This is a genomic window from Megamonas rupellensis DSM 19944, assembly GCF_000378365.1.
GTDB classification, from domain to species: domain Bacteria; phylum Bacillota; class Negativicutes; order Selenomonadales; family Selenomonadaceae; genus Megamonas; species Megamonas funiformis.
Genome location: NZ_KB899575.1, coordinates 13,138 through 34,474, shown reverse-complemented (window position 1 = coordinate 34,474; position 21,337 = coordinate 13,138). Strand labels below are relative to the sequence as shown.

General features: G+C 33.2%; 18 protein-coding genes. 5 read left to right on the top strand and 13 right to left on the bottom strand.

The features are described 5' to 3' along the window. Positions 1–236 precede the first annotated feature (236 nt). The 7 genes from dnaB to agaF form a co-directional block, all read right to left on the bottom strand. Positions 237–1,574, bottom strand: a complete 1,338-nt coding sequence (gene dnaB / locus F553_RS0105210; protein ID WP_008539154.1) for a replicative DNA helicase — start codon at positions 1,572–1,574, stop codon at positions 237–239. 13 nt (positions 1,575–1,587) lie between these two features. Further along, positions 1,588–3,567: a Lon family ATP-dependent protease gene (gene lonC, locus F553_RS0105205; RefSeq protein WP_018999272.1), complete on the bottom strand. Its 1,980-nt coding sequence runs from the start codon at positions 3,565–3,567 to the stop codon at positions 1,588–1,590. Between the two features lie 9 nt (positions 3,568–3,576). Beyond that, complete coding sequence (rplI, locus tag F553_RS0105200; protein WP_008539152.1) at positions 3,577–4,020, bottom strand: 50S ribosomal protein L9; 444 nt, start codon at positions 4,018–4,020, stop codon at positions 3,577–3,579. After that, the gene (locus tag F553_RS0105195) at positions 3,992–6,001 is read right to left on the bottom strand and encodes a DHH family phosphoesterase (RefSeq protein WP_018999271.1); all 2,010 of its coding nucleotides are present in this window, start codon (positions 5,999–6,001) and stop codon (positions 3,992–3,994) included. Before F553_RS0105195 ends, rplI begins: the two co-directional genes overlap by 29 nt. An 11-nt stretch (positions 6,002–6,012) precedes the next feature. Further along, positions 6,013–6,966, bottom strand: coding sequence for a YybS family protein (locus F553_RS0105190; RefSeq protein ID WP_026296936.1), 954 nt, complete (start codon positions 6,964–6,966; stop codon positions 6,013–6,015). Positions 6,967–7,100: 134 nt separating this feature from the next. Further along, a complete protein-coding gene (nagA, locus tag F553_RS0105185) occupies positions 7,101–8,255 on the bottom strand; it encodes an N-acetylglucosamine-6-phosphate deacetylase (protein WP_018999269.1) in 1,155 nt (384 codons plus the stop codon). Then, positions 8,248–8,676, bottom strand: a complete 429-nt coding sequence (gene agaF, locus F553_RS11690; RefSeq protein WP_018999268.1) for a PTS galactosamine/N-acetylgalactosamine transporter subunit IIA — start codon at positions 8,674–8,676, stop codon at positions 8,248–8,250. Before agaF ends, nagA begins: the two co-directional genes overlap by 8 nt. 362 nt (positions 8,677–9,038) lie before the next feature. On the opposite strand from agaF, the gene F553_RS0105175 reads away from it, so the two are divergent. The 3 genes from F553_RS0105175 to F553_RS0105165 all read left to right on the top strand — a co-directional run bounded on the left by F553_RS0105175 (position 9,039) and on the right by F553_RS0105165 (position 11,998). Then, positions 9,039–9,584, top strand: coding sequence for an NADH peroxidase (locus tag F553_RS0105175; protein WP_008539147.1), 546 nt, complete (start codon positions 9,039–9,041; stop codon positions 9,582–9,584). Between the two features lie 143 nt (positions 9,585–9,727). Then, positions 9,728–11,032, top strand: a complete 1,305-nt coding sequence (locus tag F553_RS0105170; RefSeq protein ID WP_018999267.1) for a M18 family aminopeptidase — start codon at positions 9,728–9,730, stop codon at positions 11,030–11,032. 18 nt (positions 11,033–11,050) lie between these two features. Next, complete coding sequence (locus F553_RS0105165; RefSeq protein ID WP_018999266.1) at positions 11,051–11,998, top strand: D-2-hydroxyacid dehydrogenase; 948 nt, start codon at positions 11,051–11,053, stop codon at positions 11,996–11,998. A gap of 50 nt (positions 11,999–12,048) precedes the next feature. Here F553_RS0105165 and F553_RS0105160 read toward each other — a convergent pair whose 3' ends face one another. The 6 genes from F553_RS0105160 to F553_RS0105135 form a co-directional block, all read right to left on the bottom strand. Continuing rightward, positions 12,049–12,423 (bottom strand): desulfoferrodoxin family protein, encoded by a 375-nt coding sequence (locus tag F553_RS0105160; protein WP_008539141.1) that lies wholly within the window; start codon positions 12,421–12,423, stop codon positions 12,049–12,051. A 27-nt stretch (positions 12,424–12,450) separates the two neighbouring features. Beyond that, positions 12,451–14,547, bottom strand: a complete 2,097-nt coding sequence (locus F553_RS0105155) for a glycogen debranching protein (protein WP_018999265.1) — start codon at positions 14,545–14,547, stop codon at positions 12,451–12,453. A gap of 12 nt (positions 14,548–14,559) precedes the next feature. Beyond that, entirely contained in the window at positions 14,560–14,901 is a 342-nt protein-coding gene (locus F553_RS0105150) for an STAS domain-containing protein (protein WP_018999264.1), read from the bottom strand. Between the two features lie 365 nt (positions 14,902–15,266). Then, positions 15,267–17,171, bottom strand: coding sequence for a PTS fructose transporter subunit IIABC (locus tag F553_RS0105145; RefSeq protein WP_018999263.1), 1,905 nt, complete (start codon positions 17,169–17,171; stop codon positions 15,267–15,269). A 37-nt stretch (positions 17,172–17,208) separates the two neighbouring features. Then, a complete protein-coding gene (gene pfkB, locus F553_RS0105140) occupies positions 17,209–18,120 on the bottom strand; it encodes a 1-phosphofructokinase (RefSeq protein ID WP_008539135.1) in 912 nt (303 codons plus the stop codon). After that, positions 18,121–18,864 carry a DeoR/GlpR family DNA-binding transcription regulator gene (locus F553_RS0105135; RefSeq protein ID WP_008539134.1) on the bottom strand — a complete coding sequence of 248 codons (744 nt, stop codon included), beginning with the start codon at positions 18,862–18,864 and terminating at the stop codon, positions 18,121–18,123. Positions 18,865–19,052: 188 nt separating this feature from the next. On the opposite strand from F553_RS0105135, the gene F553_RS0105130 reads away from it, so the two are divergent. Then, entirely contained in the window at positions 19,053–19,913 is an 861-nt protein-coding gene (locus F553_RS0105130; RefSeq protein ID WP_018999262.1) for a YitT family protein, read from the top strand. A gap of 316 nt (positions 19,914–20,229) precedes the next feature. Beyond that, complete coding sequence (locus tag F553_RS0105125; RefSeq protein WP_018999261.1) at positions 20,230–21,336, top strand: hydrogenase small subunit; 1,107 nt, start codon at positions 20,230–20,232, stop codon at positions 21,334–21,336. Position 21,337 lies beyond the last annotated feature (1 nt).

The following is a 21,337-nucleotide window of genomic DNA, read 5'->3' as shown; positions in this document are numbered from 1 at the left end:
TTCCTCCTCATATTTAAAACCAGCATAAATTTTCTACTGATAACAGCAAAAAGAACTCAAATAGACACTATGTCAAGGATTTGAGTTTTATTTGTAAAATCTATATGTAGCTTTTACCTTCATATAATAGCATTTTATGTACTTTAGTGTCAATGAAAATGGGGATTATAAGTTTACGATACATATGTGCATAATAAAAAGCTATATTAATTTTACGATTAATATAGCTTGTTTTGTTAAATATTATCTTGAGTACGAAGTAAATCTGCAAATTTTGTAAATTCCTTATGGAAGAATAATTGAACAGTATCAACAGGACCATTACGATGTTTTGCGACAATGACATCAGTTATATTTTTATTTTCTGTTTCAGCATTGTAATAATCTTCACGGTATAAAAACATAACGATATCGGCATCTTGTTCTAGTGAACCAGATTCACGAAGGTCACTGAGCATTGGTTTTTTTATCTGTCTTGACTCTACGCTACGAGAAAGCTGAGAAAGTGCAATTACAGGAACATTGAGTTCACGAGCTAGAGATTTTAAAGAACGAGATATCTCAGAGATTTCTTGTTGTCGATTATCGCCATTTTTATTTGCTCTACCTTGCATTAATTGCAAATAGTCGATTAATACTAAGCTTAAACCTTTTTCTTGTTGAAGTCGGCGAGCTTTGGAGCGAAGTTCCATGATGCTGATACCAGGAGTATCATCAATATAAAGTGGTGCTTTAGAAAATTTATCAGCAGCGGCAATTAATTTTTGCCAATCTTGTTCATCTAAATCACCAACGCGTAATCGTTGAGACTCGACAAGCCCTTCTGCACAGAGCATACGTTGCATTAATTGTTCTTTGGACATTTCAAGAGAGAAAAAGGCTACAGGTTTATTTTCTTTTAAAGCAACATGAGAAGCTATATTTAAAGTAAAGGCTGTTTTCCCCATACTAGGTCTGGCAGCTACTAAGATTAAATCAGAAGGTTGAAGCCCTGCGGTGAGTTTATCTAAGTCTTTAAAGCCAGTGGATAAACCTGTTAGACCACCTTTTGATTCATATAGATTTTCAATTTTGCTAAAAGTATCAATGACAATTTGATTAATAGGTGTGAAATCGCCAGTTTTGCGATTGGAAGCGATTTCTAAAATCATTTTTTCGGCTTTATCCATGATGCTATCAGCATCATCAGCACCTTCATAACCCATAGCAGCAATGGCTGTAGCTGTATTGATGAGATGACGCATGAGAGCCTTTTCTTTGACTATCTTAGCATAAAAAACTACATTTGCAGCTGTAGGTACAGTATTGGCAAGTGCAGTAACAAAGGCAATACCGCCAACTTTTTCTAATTGATTTGTTTTATTTAATTGTTCAATGACAGTTAAATTATCGACTGCCTGATTGCGATTGGATAAATCAAGCATTGCTTCAAAAACAATGCGATGAGCCTCGCGATAAAAATCCTGTGGATTTAAAATTTGAGCAGATTCAGCAATAGCTTCTTTAGAAATGAGCATAGCACCTAAAACAGCTTGCTCAGCTTCTATATTTTGGGGAGGTACTCTATCTATCAAAAATAATCACCTCTTAAATTTTATCAAAAGCGAATGCTAAAGCTTCTTGTGCTGTTTTAACAGGATGTACTTTTAAGCCATGTAAATCAGGAGGGATATCTTTAGCATTTTCTTCAGGAATAATCAAGGTCTTGATGCCAGCTTGGCTAGCACCATAAGCTTTTTCAAAGACACCACCTACAGGACGAACTAATCCTTGAATAGAGATTTCACCAGTAATGGCGATATCCTGACGAATTGGTTTTTGGGTAATAGCAGAAATCAAAGCTATTAAAATCGCTGTTCCAGCAGATGGCCCATCAATATTACCGCCACCGATTATATTGATGTGAATATCATAATCATGGATATCTTCATTTGTGAGTTTGCGCACAACAGCAGCAGCATTGAAGACAGAGTCTTGAGCCATAGAGCCAGCTGTTTGATTAAAACGCAAGATACCTTTACCTTTTTCATGAGCTTTAAAAGCGATAGCTTCAATTTCGATAACAGAACCAATGAAACCAGCAACGCCTAAGCCAAAAATTTTACCAATCTCACTAGTGTCAGAAGCTTTTTTAGTGATAAATGGTGTTAAGCGACTTACTTGAGCTACAGTATAGATATCTTCTTTAGTGATTAATATATTATTCATATCATTTTCTTGGCGAACGAGAGCATTACTGTAAGCATCAGCTAAGATATTGATAGCTTTACGTCCTTCAATTGTATATTCACTGATAATCTGGGCTACTTCATCATCTAATTTAGCATTTAGTTTATGAGCAGCATTTAAAACTATAGTTTCAATATGCTTTGGAGTCAGCGGTTCAAAATAGATTTCAGCACAACGAGAACGAAGAGCTGGATTTAAATAATAGCTATCGCGAGTGGTAGCTCCAATTAAAACGAAATCAGCAGGCGCACCTTCAGTGAATAATTTTTTGATATATTCTGGTACATTAGGGTCGTTTGGCTCAAAATAAGCAGAGTCAAAATAAGCGCGCTTATCTTCAAGGACTTTTAATAATTCATTTTGTAAAGTATCATCAAGTTCCCCGATTTCATCAATGAATAAAATACCACCGTGAGCATCTGTAACAAGCCCTGGTTTTGGTTCAGGAATACCGCTGTCGGCTAAATCTCTACGAGCTCCTTGATAAATAGGGTCATGAACAGAACCGAGTAGAGGGTTGGCTATACCTCTAGGGTCATAGCGAAGTGTAGTGCCGTCTGTTTCCACAAAAGGTGCATCAGCATTAAATGGTGTATGTGGCTGAGTACATGCTTCTTGAAGTACAAGCCTTGCAGCAGTTGTTTTCCCTACGCCAGGAGGGCCATAAAGTATTAGATGTTGAGGATAAGGTGAGCTTAATTTTGCTTTTAAAGCTTTAATAGCTCTTTCTTGTCCTATAATTTCAGATAAATTTTCTGGTCGTAACAATTCCATGATGGATTTTGTTAGATGAATTTTATTTTTATCTTCTAGCTGTTTTAGTTTTGCTAATGATTGAGAAGACTCTTTAAGAGAACTTTCTTCTTTAAGGATTTGTTTTTTTATATCGAAAATATAATCTTGATGATTTTCTTCCATCTTCGCAGATATGCGTTTTTCTAATTCATCTTCAAAAGAACGACGTGCCATAATATTGGCTAGATAATCCATCATTTCTTTTAAAAGTGTAGGAATTTCATTATCTTTAGGCAATTTATCTAAAGTAGGATTTTCATAAACTATTTTTTGTAGACCTAAGATACGTTGATTGCGGTTATTCGAGCGAATTAGCGTTAAAGCTTCTAATTTACTCGCTTTTAATACAAGACGGTCAGCACCTTCGATATCGACTAAGATATCATAAAGAGCATCAATATCATGGTCTATAGGTTCAACTACGATTTCTTTAGGAGAATTTTCAACTTTTGTAGTAGAAATATTAGGCTGCTGTAATTTTACAGCAGCCTTAGTTGTTCGAGATTTTTTTTTAGATTTGAAAAAACGAGAAAATATACTCATAATTGCCTCTTATTTTTCTACAACGTGTACAGTGATTGTACTTGTTATTTCAGGGTGAACTTTGATTGTTGCAGTGTAATCACCGAGACAAGTTATATTTTTTATATCGATTTTGCGTTTATCAATATCAATATTGTGTTTTTCTTTAAGTGTTAAAGCAACATCTTTACTTGTAACAGAGCCGAATAAACGACTGCCTTCGCCAACGCGAACAGGAATAGTGATTTCTACTTGGGATAATTGCGAAGCCATTAAACGAGCTTCATCACTAGCTTGTTGTTTTTTGCGTTCAGCAGATTTTTTCTGAGCTTGAGCTACATTTATATTTTGTTTAGTTGCTTCTACTGCATATTTTTTAGCGATGAGGAAATTTCTACCATATCCTTCAGCAACTTCTACGATATCGCCTTTTTTACCAACTTTTTTAAGATCTTGCAACATTATTACTTTCATTCTTATCAGCCTCTTTCATATATGACAATGTAGTATTTACTACATCTTGTTTTAATTCTTTTAAAGGTCTATTTTTTACTTGAGAGCCAGCCACATTTTGATGACCGCCACCACCAAATTGTTCCATGATGACTTGGACATTGATTTCACCAGTGGAACGAGCGCTTACACCAATGACATTATCTTTTAAGCGGAAAAATACAATACTCACGCGTACATTTTCAATTCCCAATAAATCATCAGCGATTTTTCCTGATATAGCTTGAATACTATTGGCATTATCAGGGCAAACTGCTACAACTAAACCTTCTGGATAGAAAATAGAATTAGCAATAGCAGTACATTCAGCAAGATTAGTTTCATAATCTGTGCGGAATAAATAATGAACTACTTCAGGGTCAGCACCACAACGACGTAAATGCGATACAGCATCAAATGTACGAACACCAGTATTGACACGGAAGTTTTTCGTATCGACAACTATACCAGAATAAAGAGCAGTAGCTTCTAAACGTGATAACTTGATATTTTCATTGAAATACATCAATAATTCAGTTACCAATTCACTTGTAGAAGAAGAATATGGCTCAATATAGATTAATAATGCATTTTTGATTACATTTTCAGAACGACGATGATGGTCGATTACAATGACATGATTTATTGATTGCAATAAATCAGGACTAGCCACAAGATGAGGTATATGTGTATCGACTACGAATAATACAGGATTTAAAGCAGTCATTGCTAGCGCTTCTTTTTGCGTGATAAAGAGATTTTCAAAGTCTTTATCAGTTTTGCAAAGACTGATTAATTTATCTATGCCTTCATTCATATCACTTAAAATGATATAAACAGGTTTTCCCATTTGACGAGCCATACGCGATACACCTATGGCAGAGCCTAAACTATCAAAATCTTCATTGTGATGTCCCATAACAAACACAACATCAGCAGCTTCCATGCGTTCAAAAACAGCATGAGCGACAACGCGAGCTTTTACACGGGTATGTTTTTCTACAGCTTTGGATTTTCCACCAAAGAATTGAACTTTACCATCTAAGTCAACAGCTACCTGGTCTCCACCTCTACCTAATACTAAGTCAAGGTGAGATTGAGCAAGAGCACCTAATTCTTCCATAGAAGTTTTTGGTCTGCTTTGGATTAAACCGATACTCAAAGTAACAGGGAATTTGTTATCGCCATGAAGATTGCGAACTTTGTCTAAGATATCGAATTTTTCACTGACAGCTAAATCAAGAGCATGGCGTTCTAAGATGATTACATACATATCATCAGAGATACGACGAAGTAATCCACCTAGAGAATGAGACCATTTATCTAAAAGACTATTGACTTCAAATAAGATAGATGTACGTTGAGCTTCACTTAACCCTTGCATAACGTCATCATAATTATCTATTTGGATATAGCCAAATACCATAGTACGCATAGCTGTATCTAATTTAAAACGTTCATATTCTGAAATATCATAGATATATAAAGTCATTAAATGGCTATCGTCATCAGTATTTACTGGTCGATAGATTACCATGTAGAATTTATTATCTTGAGAAAAGATATATTGACCATTGCGGTTCCAAATATTATCGATAGGAATGTTTGGCCAAATATCAGTTATAAAAGAACCTATTTCAGGTGGTTGCTTGAGCCAGCGTTCTAATTCATGATTATACCATTCTAAACGTAAATCTTTATTGATAACCATGATTACTTGAGGTAATTGTTCCAAAGCATAATTAGATAATTCATTTACATTTTTAATGACATTTTCATAGTAAGCTTTTAGATTTTTGCGTCGTTCAATACTGCGTTCTTTTAGATAAAAGAATAAACATATCCATAAAACAATACCGCCACTAAATATATACCAATTGTATTGAAATAATATGACTAATAATATCAAAGAAACTATTAAAGTAACACATATATCAATCCAAGTGGATAATTTATTAGGCATAAAATTACCTCCTAAACATCATTGCTATTTTTGAATTTCTTTCGATAATCAAAAATCATATCAAAGAAGCCAGCAAGAGCAATGATTTGAGCAATTATCATGTTTAGACATAACATAATGATAATGAAAATCCAAACAGCAGTTGGCCAATTTTTTAATTTATAAAAAAATCTTATGACAGATAAACCTTGTACTAAACCTAAGACATTAGCACATAAATAAGTGTTTAGAGCAATTTGATAAAGTAGAGTAATACTGCGAGTATCGCCCCAATACATGCCGATTAAAGAAAAGGCATATATATATATGAAAACTTTAGGGAAACGCCATAATCTAAATGGTGGCAAAGAATTAATATTTGTAGTTCCCAAGCGTTTTAATAAAAAAGAACTAGCAATATAATTAATCACTAATTTTATTACAGCATTTAAAATAAAAATCATAGGTAAGACAAGCGCAAGAGTTTCTATTAAATGCTGAGTTTGTCTTTGTGCATCAATCATAGCTTCGGAAGTTATGCCCATAGAATTAAACATTTCATTTGTATCAAGCATAGCTGTTTTAAAAGCATCTAATTGGTCTACAAATAAATTTATACCTGTGAGATAGAAGGTACATATTAAAAATAGACATACACCAATGATTGAAGCTACAAAAGATGTAGCAAAAATCTTTACAGCAGACCAACAATGATTATAGCCAAAACCTAAAGTTAAAGCTAGAGGCACTGAACCTAGGACAAGTGGTATGGCAGTAACAGGTGTTAAAAATACACATAATAAAATACTAGCAATTAAAGCACTAAATATACCATATTTAAGATTATGTTTGGCTGTAATAATTGTAATAGGTAAAGTCCAAAATAAAATAATAAAAGGTATATAAATTCCTGCCATAGCAATGATTACTGTTATAGCAGTCAATAGGCTACTTTCAGTTAAGGGTCGTAGCTTAGTATTTTTCATAAAAAAATCCTTTCATTAAGAGATAGTTTAATAATTGATAAACCTTAATTCTTAATTATAATATAAAAACTATATTACTGCAAAAACTAAAAACACTTTCTAAATAAAAATTAGAAAGTGTTTTTTATCAATTATTAAGCTTTAAATACACATTTTCCATCGAGCCAAGTTTCTTTGAGTTCATAATCAGGAGTTATGATAAGGAAGTCGGCTTTTTTACCAACGGCAATGCTGCCAAGTTCATCATCAACACCGAAGCGTTTTGCTGGATTTAATGATGCCATATTAACAGCATGAATAGGATTTTCATGTAATTCTAAGATGAGGCGACGAACTTCTTTTAAAAGAGTTGTTGTACTGCCAGCGAGATTACCACTATCAATGCGAGCAATTCCATCTTTTACATTAAATGGTAAAGTGCCAAGCATATAGCGACCATCTTTTAAGCCAGTGCCTTGAATTGCATCACTTACGAGTAAAGCTTTATCTTTTGGTTTATTCTGTAAGAGAATTTTCATAGCTGGTAAAGAAACATGAATACCATCAGCAATGAGTTCGGCATATACATCATTGCGAGTCATGATAGCACCTAATAAATTAGGATTGCGATGATGGAGTTGTTCCATAGCACAGTAAGTATGAACACCAGCATCAGCACCCATATCAAAACAAGCACAAGCTTCTTCGTAATTTGCACTGCTATGACCTAAGGAAACTTTGATTTTTAAATCTTGTGTTATCCATTTAGTGAATTTTGGTGCATCTTCTTTTTCAGGTGCAATGATAATGGATTTTACAGTGTTATATTCAGCCATTTTTTCGATTTCTTCTTTATTTAATGGGCGAATATGTTCTTCAGGGTGAGCTCCTTTGTGTTTGCTTGTGATATAAGGTCCTTCAATGAACATACCAAGAATACGAGCACTATTTAATGTATCTTTACATTCAGCTACATTGGCAATAGCTTTATTGATATCTTCAAGTGGAGCTGTTACTGTAGTTGGCATCCATGTAGTAGTACCTTGAGTTAAAAGATAATCCCCAATGCTTTTTAAAGCCTCTGGAGTGGAGTCCATAGTGTCATGACCTACAGCACCATGGATATGAGTATCAATAAGACCTGGAATAATGAATGCATCATTATATTCTTTTACAGGAATATTTTCTTTTTCAACGTTTTCTTTAGAGAAAAATCCAGCAAATTTATTATCTTCAATGACTAGATATTTGTTGCTTTCAATAAAATCAGCAGTGAAAATTTTTTGAGCCTTAATAGCAATTTTAGTCATTAAGAACACTTCCTCGATTTTTTTTATTCTGAGAACGAGATTGGAATACTTGAATTCTGGACTGATGACTATCAACTAAAATTTCAGATAAACTTAAAGCTGTTTGATTAGCTCTGCTAAAGAGTGCTTCTAATAAAACAGGAACATTAGTTCCACTGATAACCTTACTATTTGGTAAATGTGTAGATAAAATAACACTTTGATTAAAAGGTGTACCGCCTGCTATATCTGTGCAGAAAATAATATCAGAACAATTTAAACGTTCAACAGCTTCTTGTAATTGTTTAGCTAATTCTGTATTTGTAGAACCGATAGGAAAATCAATCGCTTCAAATTTATCTTGTTTGCCAGCAATAACTTCAATAGATGAAGCAAGGCCAGATGCAAAGTTACCATGTCCTGTAACTATAATACCTATCAACAAAAAAACCTCCCTGGAGTGAATATCCTCATATTTTAAATTCTTTGTATATTAATTGTATCATAAAATAAGTATATCTACAGTTTATTTAATGTATTTTTTTAAGTATATAACTAAATGATAATAATTATTAAAAAGTAAAAAAAAGCTATAAAAAATTAATTTTATTTAGTAAAACATAGAATAATGAAGAATATAAAAGAAAATAGGAGAAAAAAGGAGATAATATGGAATTTTTAGCGTTTGATTTATTGTTAGTATAATCATATAATATACACATAAGGAACAAACAATATTGATAAGGAATTAGAAATTATCAATTTATTTAATGTGTATATATCTAAGTATTGGAGGAATTTATAATGAAAAAATGGGTTTGCAGTATTTGTGGTTATGTATATGAAGGTGAAAGCGCACCAGAACAGTGCCCAATTTGTAAAGCACCAGCAGATAAATTTGTAGAACAATCCGGTGAATTAGTATTCGCTGACGAACATCGTGTAGGCGTAGCAAAAGGTGCTGACCCTCGCATTATCGAAGGTTTACAGCAGAACTTCACTGGCGAATGCACAGAAGTTGGTATGTACCTCGCTATGAGCCGTGTTGCTGAACGTGAAGGTTATCCTGAAATCGCTGATGCTTACAAACGTTATGCTTTTGAAGAAGCAGAACATGCTGCAAAATTTGCTGAACTTCTCGGTGAAGTTGTAACTGACAGCACTAAGAAAAATCTTGAACTCCGTGTTGCTGCTGAACATGGTGCATGCGCTGGTAAAAAAGAACTTGCTACTTTAGCTAAAGAACTTGGCTTAGATGCAGTTCATGATACAGTTCATGAAATGGCTAAAGACGAAGCTCGTCATGGTTGTGGCTTCAATGGCCTCTTAAAACGTTACTTCGGTAAATAATTTGATATAGATAGGATTATTAAAAGAGTATGGTGTAAGCCATACTCTTTTTTATTTTTATAAATAGTTATTGAATGTTATAAATTTATATTAGTATAATAAATTTGATAGAATTTTTATTAAATTTTTTGAGGATTGATTTTATGAGTTACACAGGTTCATTATTTAATTTTATTAACAATTCAACATCATCATTTCATACAGTTTTAAATGCACAATCATATTTGATAAAAAATGGCTTTGAAGAAGTCGATTTTAGTGAAGATTGGCAGTTAAAAGCAGATAAAAAATATTTTACGAAGATATATGATTCAACATTGATTGCATTTATTCCACATCAAAATTTGCGTGAAGGTATGAAAATTGCTGTCAGCCATACAGATTTTCCTTGTTTAAAGATAAAACCTAGTGCTGATATTATGCAAAATGATTATGGCAAATTAAATGTAGAAATTTATGGTGGTATGATTTTAAATACATGGTTTGATAGACCATTATCCATAGCGGGAAAAGTCGTTTTGAAAGGTCAAGATTGTTATCAGCCAGATGCGAGATTTGTAGATTTTAAACGACCATTGATGATTATTCCTAATCTTGCTATTCACATGGATAGAAGTATTAATTCAGGTAAAAGTATAAGTAAACAAAAAGAAATGTTGCCTTTAGCTTTTATGCAAACTGAAAATAATAGTGAAGATGAATTAGCAAATGATAATAGTAAATTAATTAAATTGTTAGCGGAAGAATTATCTTGCGCTCAAGAGGAGATTTTGAGCTATGATTTAACTGTATATCAAGTAGAAACTCCATATTATTTAGGTTTTGCAAGTGAATTAGTAACAGCACCTAGACTAGATAATATAACTTCTGTTAAAGCTTGTATCGAAGGAATTATCGCTGACAAGCGTAAGGTAGGTTTAGATATAGCCGTTTTATTTGATAATGAAGAAGTGGGCAGTAGAACAAAACAAGGCGGAGCTTCTAATGTTTTGGCAAATGTAATTGAACGCATTTATATGGCATTTGGCTATACTAGACAGGCATTTTTGGCAGATTTAGCAAAGAGCTTTATGTTATCTATAGATGTAGCTCATGCTATGCACCCTAATTATGTAGAAAAAAATGATTTGACTAATAAACCAATATTAAATAAAGGTTTGGCTATAAAAATGGCAGCTAGTCAATCGTATGCAGGAGATGCTGAAGCTATTGCTATCGTAAGAGCTTTATGTGAAAAATATAAAATAAATTATCAGATGTATGTAAATAATTCAGATATTCCAGGTGGGTCAACTATAGGCTCGATGGCTTCCGCTTTATTGACTATGAGAACATTAGATGTAGGTATTCCTATTTTAGCTATGCATTCAGCACGAGAAACTATGGGGAAAGATGACCAAAAATCTTTAGAAAAATTAGTTAGAGTATTTTTTGAAGGTTTTTATTAAAATATAGAGGTGATATAGATGAAAGTTTTAGTAGTGATGCCATTTAAAGATAAGCATAAAGTATTAATGGCTCAAAATTTTCCTCAAGTAGAATTTATTTATGAACGCAATCCAGGCAAAGAACTAGTGGAAAATGTGGAGGCAATTATTGGCAATGTTAAGCCGAGTCTATTGAAAGATGCTAAAAATTTAAGATGGTTGCAATTAAATAGCGCAGGTACTGATGGATACTGTGAAAAAGATATTTTGCCAATGCAGACTATATTGACTAATGCTACAGGGGCATATGGTTTAGCTTTATCTGAATATATGCTTGCTGTATTGATGGCTATGCAGAAAAAATTATATAGTTATCACGATAATCAAAAACAATCTCTATGGAAAGATGAAGGCGAAGTAACTTCTATTTTTGAGTCTACTATCTTAGTTGTGGGTTTAGGTGATATAGGAAGTTGTTTTGCTAAACGAGTAAAAGCCCTAGGTGCAAAAGTAATCGGTATTAAGCGTCGCCTTGGTGAAAAACCAGACTATGTGGATGAATTAGTTAGTCTAGATAAATTAAATGAGTATTTACCTAAAGTTGATATAGTAGCTACTGTATTGCCAGGAACGAAAGCGACTTATCAGATTTTTGATAAAGAAAAATTCGCTTTGATGAAAAAAGGTGCCTTCTTTATTAATGCAGGTCGTGGAAGTGCTGTAGTTGAAGATGATTTAATAGAAGCTTTAAATTCAAATCATTTAGCAGGTGCTGCTATTGATGTAACGCATATAGAGCCATTACCACAAACAAGTGCTTTATGGCAGACAAAAAATCTGCATATTACACCACATACAGCAGGTCAATATCATTTGGCAAAGACCTTAGATAATATAGTGAATATCGCTAAAGGTAATTTGCAAGCTTTGATAGATGGCAAAGAATTAAAAAATATTGTCGATTTTGAAACTGGATATAAAAAATAAAAATAGCCACTCATTATAGTGATAAATAATGAGTGGCTTTGTTTTTTATATTAAGCTTTCCAAAGGCTGTGAAGATTGCAATAAGCATAAGCTGTAATTACTTCTTCACCATCTAAAAGAGCAAATTGAGCTGTTGGAGGAGTATTAGGTTGTAGTACCTTACGTTGATTGCCTTTATTTGTTTCAAGTGATATCCATTCAATATAATGTTCAGGAATCATAGGATGTTCAACAGAGCCTACAGAAACAGTAACAATATTTCCTTCTTGAGAAATCACAGGAACGTGTTTTTCTACAGCAGCATCAGTAGTACCAGGAATAATTTCTTTCATTTTTTCACCACAGCAGATAACAGGCACGCCTTTATCTTTTACAAAAGCAATGATATTACCGCAGTGTGAACAAATATAAAATTTTTGAGACATAAAAATCCCTCCTCAAATATATAATAACTATATTATAGCATTATATACAGATACAGACCTAGCATTTAATGTATTTTGTTGGTAAATTTTAGGTCTATTTTGTGGTTTGATAAATGCTTTATCATCAAATTCTGTATTGATAATTAACTGCCAAGGCGTATCATGTGGAAGTGATGGTAAATTAATGCGATGATTTTCCCAGTGAGCATTGATAGCGATATAGATAAAATCATCACGACCATCTTCTGTTTTGCCTGTCAACATAATACAGACAACACGATTGCCATGAGAAGAGTCAAACTGCCATGGATTAATACCATGTAAGCTTACAGCAGGATAATTTTTAGGTGTACCCTCAGAAGCACGGCGGAAAAGAGGATGTTCTTTTCTAAACGCAATTAGCTGTTTGAAGAATAAGAACATGTCATGATTTTCTTGTAATTGGTTCCAATTCAACCATGAAGTTTCATTATCTTGGCAGTAAGCATTATTATTGCCAAATTGAGAATTACAGAACTCATCACCAGCTAAAAGCATAGGAATACCAATGCTACAGAATAAGATTGTTGCAGCATTGCGCACCATTTTTCTACGCAAAGTCAAAATTTCAGGGTTTGTTGTTTCGCCTTCAACACCACAGTTCCAACTGATATTATCATTAGCACCATCTGTATTATTCCAACCATTTTCTTCATTGTGTTTTTCATTGTAAGAGAATAAATCCCACAATGTGAAGCCATCATGACAAGTAATGAAGTTGATGGAAGCATAATTACCTCGATTAGAAGGATTGTAAATATCTTCAGAACCAGTGATACGATTTACTATAGCTTGAGCAAAACCTAAATCACCTTTGAGGAAATGGCGAACATCATCACGATAATGACCATTCCATTCAGACCATTTACCATAAGCAGGGAATGTACCTACTTGATATAATCCACCAGCGTCCCATGCTTCAGCAATTAAAATAGTATTATTGAGCAATGGGTCGAAGGTCAATAATTCTAAAAGTGGAGGGTTACTCATAGGAGAACCATCTTGATTGCGTCCTAAGATGGAAGCTAAGTCAAAACGGAAGCCATCAATATGATATTCAGCTGTCCAATGGCGTAGACAGTTTAAAATCATTTGGCGAACAATTGGATTGTTACAATTTAAAGTATTACCACAACCACTGAAATTATAATATTCACCATTTGGCCCTAGAATATAATAGGCTTTATTATCAATACCCTTAAAGGATATATATGGGCCACGTTCATCGCCTTCTGCTGTATGATTAAAAACAACATCAAGAATAACTTTTATATTATTTTTATGTAATTCTTTAATTAGATTTTTAAATTCATAATTTTGCATGGAGTATTTTCCACTAGCAGCATAGCCTGCTTTAGGCGCAAAAAAAGATATTGGATTATATCCCCAGTAATTTAAAAGGCGATTACCTTTACTATCATAACGAATAGTATCGTTAATGACATCTTCGTTTTCATCAAATTCAAAGATTGGTAAAAATTCAACAGCATTGATACCCAATTCTTTGAGATAAGGGATTTTTTCGATAAATCCAGCATAAGTTCCAGGATGTTTTACTTTTGAAGATTTATGACGAGTAAAACCTCGCAAATGTGCTTCATAAATGATTAAATCACTATGGTCTGCTTTTTGTGGTAAATCAGAATCAAGTTCAAAATCACTAATTACTACTTTAGAGCGATATTGAAATATATTATTTTTGTCAGGTAATACACCCCATTCATTACGTCCTGAAATCATTTTAGCATAAGGGTCTAAGATGATTTTATGACGGTCGTAAATATCGCCAGTGGTTTTATCATATTTTCCATCAATGCGAAAACCATATTCTATATTTTCATAATCTAAATCAAGTACAATCATGGCAAAAACATTGCCAACACGATAATTTTCAGGATATGGAATTATCGCAAAAGGTTTAGGTGCTCTGTCTTTGAATAATACTAATTCACAACTTGTAGCACCAGCTGAATATATGCAAAAATTAACTCCTCCAGGAACAATAGAGGAGCCGTTTAAGCGGAAAAATCCGCGTCTAATTTTAAATTGTTTGAACGTATCAGTAGGCAGAATATCTAATTGCATGATAACACCTCATTAATGTATCAGAGCATATTTTTTTATAGCATCATCAATTGAAGGAGCGAGTTCAATTGTATCTGTTAAACCTGTTAAATCAAATATTTCTGATATTTTATCAATTATGGAAACAAAGATTGCTTTTATATTTAATAATTTAGCTTTGTTGGCAATATTAGAAAGTAAATATAGACCATAATTAGAAATGTAATTACAATCAGACATATCAATTATAATATTGTCACCAGAAGTCATTTTATCTAAAATTTCAATTTTTGCTTGTTGTGCAGTAGATATATCTAATTTACCCTTTATTGCTATAATGTGAAGTTTTTCCTTTTGATTAGTGCGAGTTTCCAATATAGTAAATACCTCCTAATGACTATAAATAAAAATAATATTATAATAAATTTTAGCTATATAAAAATATAAATAATACTACTAATGTATATATATATTAGCTAAATAAGCAATATATTGTAAATTGGAATATAACGATATCTGCCTACTAATATAAAATTTAATATAGTTTTAAATTTAATTATAGCTAGAAATAGGGATTTATATATCTGAATAAAATGACTAAAAGTAAATTATATTATGGTATATTTCCTAATATTATTTTATAAAAGTTTACACTGTTTTGCAAGTATTAGAGCCTTATTTGTTAGCTTTGGTCAATAAAAAATCAATGCAGAAATTAATCTGCATTGATTTTATTATTATTATTTATTTAATGGTTTTTTTAAAATAGCTAAGAGAATCATAGAAACGACAGCACCTATAGCTATAGCTAATAAGTACATGAGAGGATTTCCGATTGTTGGAACAACGAAAATACCACCGTGAGGAGCACGAAGAGTACATTCAAAAGCCATAGACAAAGCACCAGCCACAGCAGACCCGATAACACAAGATGGAATTACACGAGCAGGGTCAGCAGCAGCAAATGGAATTGCACCTTCAGTGATGAAAGATAATCCCATTACATAGTTTGTGATACCAGATTTTCTTTCAGCTTCAGTGAAGCGATTGCCAAAGAATGTAGTACAAAGAGCAATAGCAATTGGAGGAACCATACCACCTGCCATAACAGAAGCCATAATACCAAATTCACCATCAGCTAAAAGAGCAGTACCTGTTACATATGCTGCTTTGTTGAATGGGCCACCCATATCGATGGACATCATACCGCCAACGATAATACCGATTAAAATACGGCTACTAGGATCCATACCTTTTAATGTTTCAACAAGCCATGTATTAATAGCACTTACAGGAGGGTTGATAATGAAGGTAATAGCAATACCCATCAATAATACACCAAATAAAGGATAGATTAAGATAGTTTTGATACCTTCGAGAGATTCAGGTAATACTTTGCAAACTTTTCTAAGACCTAAAATGATATAACCAGCAGCAAAACCTGCGATTAAAGCACCCAAGAAACCAGAACCACCAGTGTTTGCCATAGCACCACCAACGAAACCAGCAACAAGACCTGGGCGGTCAGCAATACTCATACCGATAAATCCAGCAAGTACAGGAAGCATAAATCCGAAAGAAACACCGCCGACATTTTTGAAGAAGGCAGCAAGTGGAGTATTAGAACCGAAATTAGAAGGATTAGCTGGATCATAAACATCGACTAAGAATGCAATAGCGATTAAGATACCACCGCCAACAACGAATGGAAGCATATGAGAAACACCATTCATTAAGTGTTTATAAAGTTGACGGCCGATACTTTCATTTTCACTAGAAGCAGTGGAAGCACTGTCATCATCGCCAGAACCTTTATATATAGGAGCATCTTGAACCATTGCTTTATCTAAAAGTTCATCAGCTTTATTGATACCATTAGCTACTTTAGTAATGATAACGTGTTTACCATTGAAACGAGCCATTGGTACATTTTTATCAGCAGCAACGATAATACATTTTGCATTAGCGATATCTTCATCAGTTAATACATTTTTTCTACCGCCAGCGCCATTTGTTTCAACTTTGATGGAAATATTTTTGCGTTTAGCATGTTGTTCTAAGGATTCAGCTGCCATATAAGTATGAGCGATACCAGTAGGGCAAGCTGTAACAGCTAATACATCATAACCAGTAGAAGTTTCTTCTTTGGCAGGTGCAGTTTCTGCTTTAGTTTCTTCTTCAGTTGGTGGATTTTCTTTATCATTGATTAATTTTAAGAATTCATCTACAGATTTTGCAGCGATTAAGGATTCTTTAAAATCAGGATCCATTACCATCATAGCGAGTTTACTTAATAATTCTACATGTAAATCACTTGCAGTATCTGGAGCTGCAATCATGAAGAATAAGCGAGATGGATTGCCATCTAAAGCTTCAAAGTCCATACCATCAGGAATAACCATAGCAGCAAGACCAGCTTCTTTTACAGCAGCGCTTTTTGCATGTGGTGTAGCGATACCATCGCCTAATCCAGTGGAACCAGATTCTTCACGAGCTATTACGGCTTTTAAGTATTCTTCTTTGTTATTGAGGTTACCGCTTTTTTCCATTAAATCAGCTAAGATTTCAATAGCTTCAGTTTTGGATTTTGGCGGAGCAACATTTAATTGAATACTAACTGGTTTTAATAAGTCGGTAATTTTCATTTAATATATCTCCTTAATATTATTAACTTTTATGAAGTTAGTTATTTAAAGTTTTTAATAAAGCTTCAACTTCACTGCGAGTTGCTAAATTTTCAGAGAAAGCAGAAGCAGAACCAGTAGCAACTCCCATATAGAAAGCTTTTTCATAGCTATTTGTTTCAATATAGCCTGTTAAGAAACCAGCAACCATGGAATCTCCAGCACCGATGGAGTTTACTAATTTTCCTTTAGGAACAGGGCTATATGTTATGGAACCATCTTCAGCTACTAAGATAGCACCATCTTTACCCATAGAAACTAATACATTTTTAGCTCCCATATCTTGGAGTTTTTTAGCATAAGTGATGATGTCATCATTGCAAGTTAAAGTAACATTAAACATTTCAGCTAATTCATGGTTGTTAGGTTTAATTAAGAATGGACGATATTTTAAAACATTAAGTAAGAGATTTTTAGTAGCATCAACAACGATATTGATGTTGCGATTTTCTAAACGAGCCATGATTTTTTCATAGATATCATCTGGCAAAGTTTTAGGAATACTACCAGCTAAAACTAAAGTATCACCAGCAGTTAATTTATCTAATTTAGCAAATAATTCTTCAATAGCATTTGCTGGAATATCAGGGCCTTGACCATTGACTTCAGTTTCTTCGTCATTTGTTTTAATTTTTACATTTATACGAGAAAAGCCATTTGGTAATTCAATGAAATCACTTTTACAACCAAAGCTATGAAGCTGGCGAATGATTTCTTTTCCAGTGAAACCGGAAATAAAGCCTAAAGCTGTACTATCAATACCAAGATTTTTCAATACGATAGAAACGTTTATACCTTTTCCGCCACCTAAAACTTGTTCATAATTTACACGGTTAGTAGCTCCAGCAATAAATTCTGGCATGCGAACAATGTAATCGATAGCAGGATTAAATGTTACAGTATAAATCATTTACAACACCTCCATGATATTTGTATAATCAAGATATTTTTTATCTTTTAAGATGTCAGTGATGATGATGGCATCTTCTAAGTTAGCAAAAGTTATAGGTGTTATTTGGTCAAATTTAGTGGAGTCAGCCAAGACATAAGCTTCTTGACAGTGTTTTAAAGCAGTTTTTTTCACACAAGCTTCAACACTATCAGGAGTAGAAAACCCTGCCTGAAGGCTAATACCATTTGTGCCAAAGAAGCCTTTAGTAAAATTATAAGGTTGAAGATTTTCGATAGATGTTGTGCCGATAATAGCTCCAGTAGATTTTTTTAATTGACCACCAATGATGAAAGCATTAAAACCTTTATCAGTTAATTTTTGAGCATGAATAATGCCATTTGTTATATAGGTTGCTTTTTTTTCAGTTAAATGGTCGATGATTAATTCTGTAGTAGTACCAGCATCAATATAAATTAAATCATGAGGTTTTACTAAACTAGCAGCTTTTTTGGCGATTAAGTTCTTTTCTGTAATTTGTAAATCATGTTTAGTGTGAATGTCTTTTTCATCAGCAGTATAAAAATCAATGCTAGTTGCTCCGCCATAGACTTTACGGAGCTTTCCAGCTTTATCAAGTGCTGTCAAATCACGACGAATAGTAGATTCAGATGTATTTAATAAAGTAGTTAATTCTAATAAAGTAACGCTAGATTTAGTTTTTAGTAAATTTAAAATAGCACAATGACGATCTTGTGTTAACATAAGCTCACCTCATTTCAAGATTATTATATCACTCAAACTCATTCAAAGTCAATCATAAAATGGGTGAAATCTGCTAAAATAAATCAAAATCGGTCAATTAAATTATAATTATCTCTGTCATAAGTATTTTTTCATAGAGAATATATATATAAATATGATATGATTAAAATAAAAAAGGAGGTTACATATTGAATACTAAAAAAAGTAAATTGAGCCAGTACGTGAAGAAATATATTTATATTTTTATTGGTTCGATAATCACAGCAATAGGGTTAGAAATATTTTTAATTCCTAATAATATAATTGATGGTGGCGTAGTAGGTATTTCTATTATGCTCAGTGCTATAACAGGACTTCCTTTCGGTGCATTTTTAATTTTGATAAACTTACCTTTTTTATATTTAGGATATAAACATATAGGTAAAGCTTTTGCTATAGCGACTACTTTTGCTGTAATATCATTGTCATTTTGGTCTAGTGTATTTTTACCTGTATTGCCTGTAACTAATGATTATTTTTTGGCAGCAGTTTTTGGCGGTATTATTACAGGAACAGGTGTGGGTCTTATAATTCGCAATGGTGGCTCTTTAGATGGAACGGAAATTGTGGCGATTTTGACAGATAAGAAAACAGTTTTTTCTGTTGGCGAAATTGTCATGTTTATAAATCTATTTATTTTAAGTAGTGCAAGTTTAGTTTTTGGCTGGGATAAAGCTATGTATTCATTAGTAGCTTATTTTGTTATCGCTAAAATGATTGATGTAGTTTTAAAAGGTTTAGAGGAAACTTATTCTGTAATGATAGTTACTTCACAACATACGGATATTTTAAATCGTTTGATGTTGGAAATGGATAAAGGTGTAACTGTGCTTCATGGAGAAGGTGGTTATACAAAAGAAAAACGAAAAATTTTATATTGTGTAGTAACTAGATTAGAGATAGATAAATTAAAAAATATGGTTTTAGATATAGATGAAGGTGCATTTGTAACTATTAATCCTGTTAGTGATATTGTAGGTGGAAGATTGAGAGTAAAGAAAAATCATTAAATAATATATTAAATGTATAATTACATAAATAATTTGTAACTTTTTAAAATGCTTGACGATATAATAACTAGAGAACTATAATACAAGGTATAAGAAAACTTTATATAATTTAATAAAATAATAAAAATAATATATAAAAATATAGCTACAAATTATGTGTTTTTTGCATTTACATATATTATAAAAATCTAATTAGGGAATAAATAATATTCTTATTATTTTATATAAATATTGGGTCTAATATGATATTTTTCATTCATACCTTAGTCAGGAAAAATGAGTGGGTCTAGTATTTAATTTATTTAGGAGGGGTACTGTGGAAAAGTATAATTCTATTTGGGACATGTACCAAAAAAAAGGAATGAGTCGTCGTTCCTTCATCAAAGCTTGTACAGCAATGGCTGCTATGCTTGGCATAGCTCCAAGTATGTTATCTGAAGTTGTAGAAGCAGCAGAAAAAAGATTACCAGTTGTGGTATGGCTTCATGGTCATGAATGTACAGGCTGTAGTGAAGCCTTCATTCGTTCTGGAGCACCAATGGCATCTGACGTAGTGTTAAATATGATTGCTTTAGAGTATGACGATACTTTAGCAGCTGCCAGCGGACAACCATTTGAAGAACATCTTCAAGAAATTATTAAAGCATATGATGGTCAATATATTTTGGCTGTAGAAGGAGCAGTACCTGTTCTTGCAGATTCTGGCTATTGTATGGTAGGTGGTCATGCTTTCATTAATCAGTTAAAAGAAGCAGCAGCTCATTGTGCTGCAATTATTAACTATGGTTCTTGCTCTGCATGGGGCGGTATTCAAGCTGCTAGACCAAATCCTACACAATCTACTGGCGTACCTAATATTATTGGTGATAAACCTATTATCAATGTACCAGGTTGCCCACCAATTCCAGAAGTAATGACTGGTGTTATCGCTCATTATGCTATGTTTGGTAAATTACCACCTGTAGATAATGAAGGACGTCCAAAACAGTTCTTTGGCAATCGTTTGCATGATACTTGCTATCGTCGTCCATTCTTTGATGCTGGTCTTTTTGCTGAAGATTTCAATGATAAAGGTGCTAAAGCAGGTTGGTGCTTATATAAATTAGGTTGCCGTGGACCTGAAACTTATAGCTCTTGTGGTAATCTTCGTTGGTGGAATGGTTTATCTTATCCTGTACAATCTGGGGCAAGTTGTATCGGTTGTACAAACAAAAACTTCTGGGATGAAGATCCATTATATGAACGTATACCAGATGTTCCAGGTATTAGTAGCCTAGGTCTTGGTAATATTGATACAGTTGGTGGTATTGCACTTGGTGCTATGGCTGTCGGTATCGCAGGACATGCAGCTACATCTGCTATTCAGAAAAAGAAAAGAGATGTAGCTGAAGCTAAAAAAAGCTCTGAAAGAAAGGACGGTTGAT

Bases quoted from the DNA above. Each gene is read 5' to 3' on its own strand.
- lonC (WP_018999272.1), bottom strand. From the start codon at position 3,567: ATGAGTATATTTTCTCGTTTTTTCAAATCTAAAAAAAAATCTCGAACA.
- rplI (WP_008539152.1), bottom strand. From the start codon at position 4,020: ATGAAAGTAATAATGTTGCAAGATCTTAAAAAAGTTGGTAAAAAAGGC.
- F553_RS0105195 (WP_018999271.1), bottom strand. From the start codon at position 6,001: ATGCCTAATAAATTATCCACTTGGATTGATATATGTGTTACTTTAATA.
- F553_RS0105190 (WP_026296936.1), bottom strand. From the start codon at position 6,966: ATGAAAAATACTAAGCTACGACCCTTAACTGAAAGTAGCCTATTGACT.
- nagA (WP_018999269.1), bottom strand. From the start codon at position 8,255: ATGACTAAAATTGCTATTAAGGCTCAAAAAATTTTCACTGCTGATTTT.
- F553_RS0105175 (WP_008539147.1), top strand. From the start codon at position 9,039: ATGAAAAAATGGGTTTGCAGTATTTGTGGTTATGTATATGAAGGTGAA.
- F553_RS0105170 (WP_018999267.1), top strand. From the start codon at position 9,728: ATGAGTTACACAGGTTCATTATTTAATTTTATTAACAATTCAACATCA.
- F553_RS0105165 (WP_018999266.1), top strand. From the start codon at position 11,051: ATGAAAGTTTTAGTAGTGATGCCATTTAAAGATAAGCATAAAGTATTA.
- F553_RS0105160 (WP_008539141.1), bottom strand. From the start codon at position 12,423: ATGTCTCAAAAATTTTATATTTGTTCACACTGCGGTAATATCATTGCT.
- F553_RS0105155 (WP_018999265.1), bottom strand. From the start codon at position 14,547: ATGCAATTAGATATTCTGCCTACTGATACGTTCAAACAATTTAAAATT.
- F553_RS0105145 (WP_018999263.1), bottom strand. From the start codon at position 17,171: ATGAAAATTACCGACTTATTAAAACCAGTTAGTATTCAATTAAATGTT.
- pfkB (WP_008539135.1), bottom strand. From the start codon at position 18,120: ATGATTTATACTGTAACATTTAATCCTGCTATCGATTACATTGTTCGC.
- F553_RS0105135 (WP_008539134.1), bottom strand. From the start codon at position 18,864: ATGTTAACACAAGATCGTCATTGTGCTATTTTAAATTTACTAAAAACT.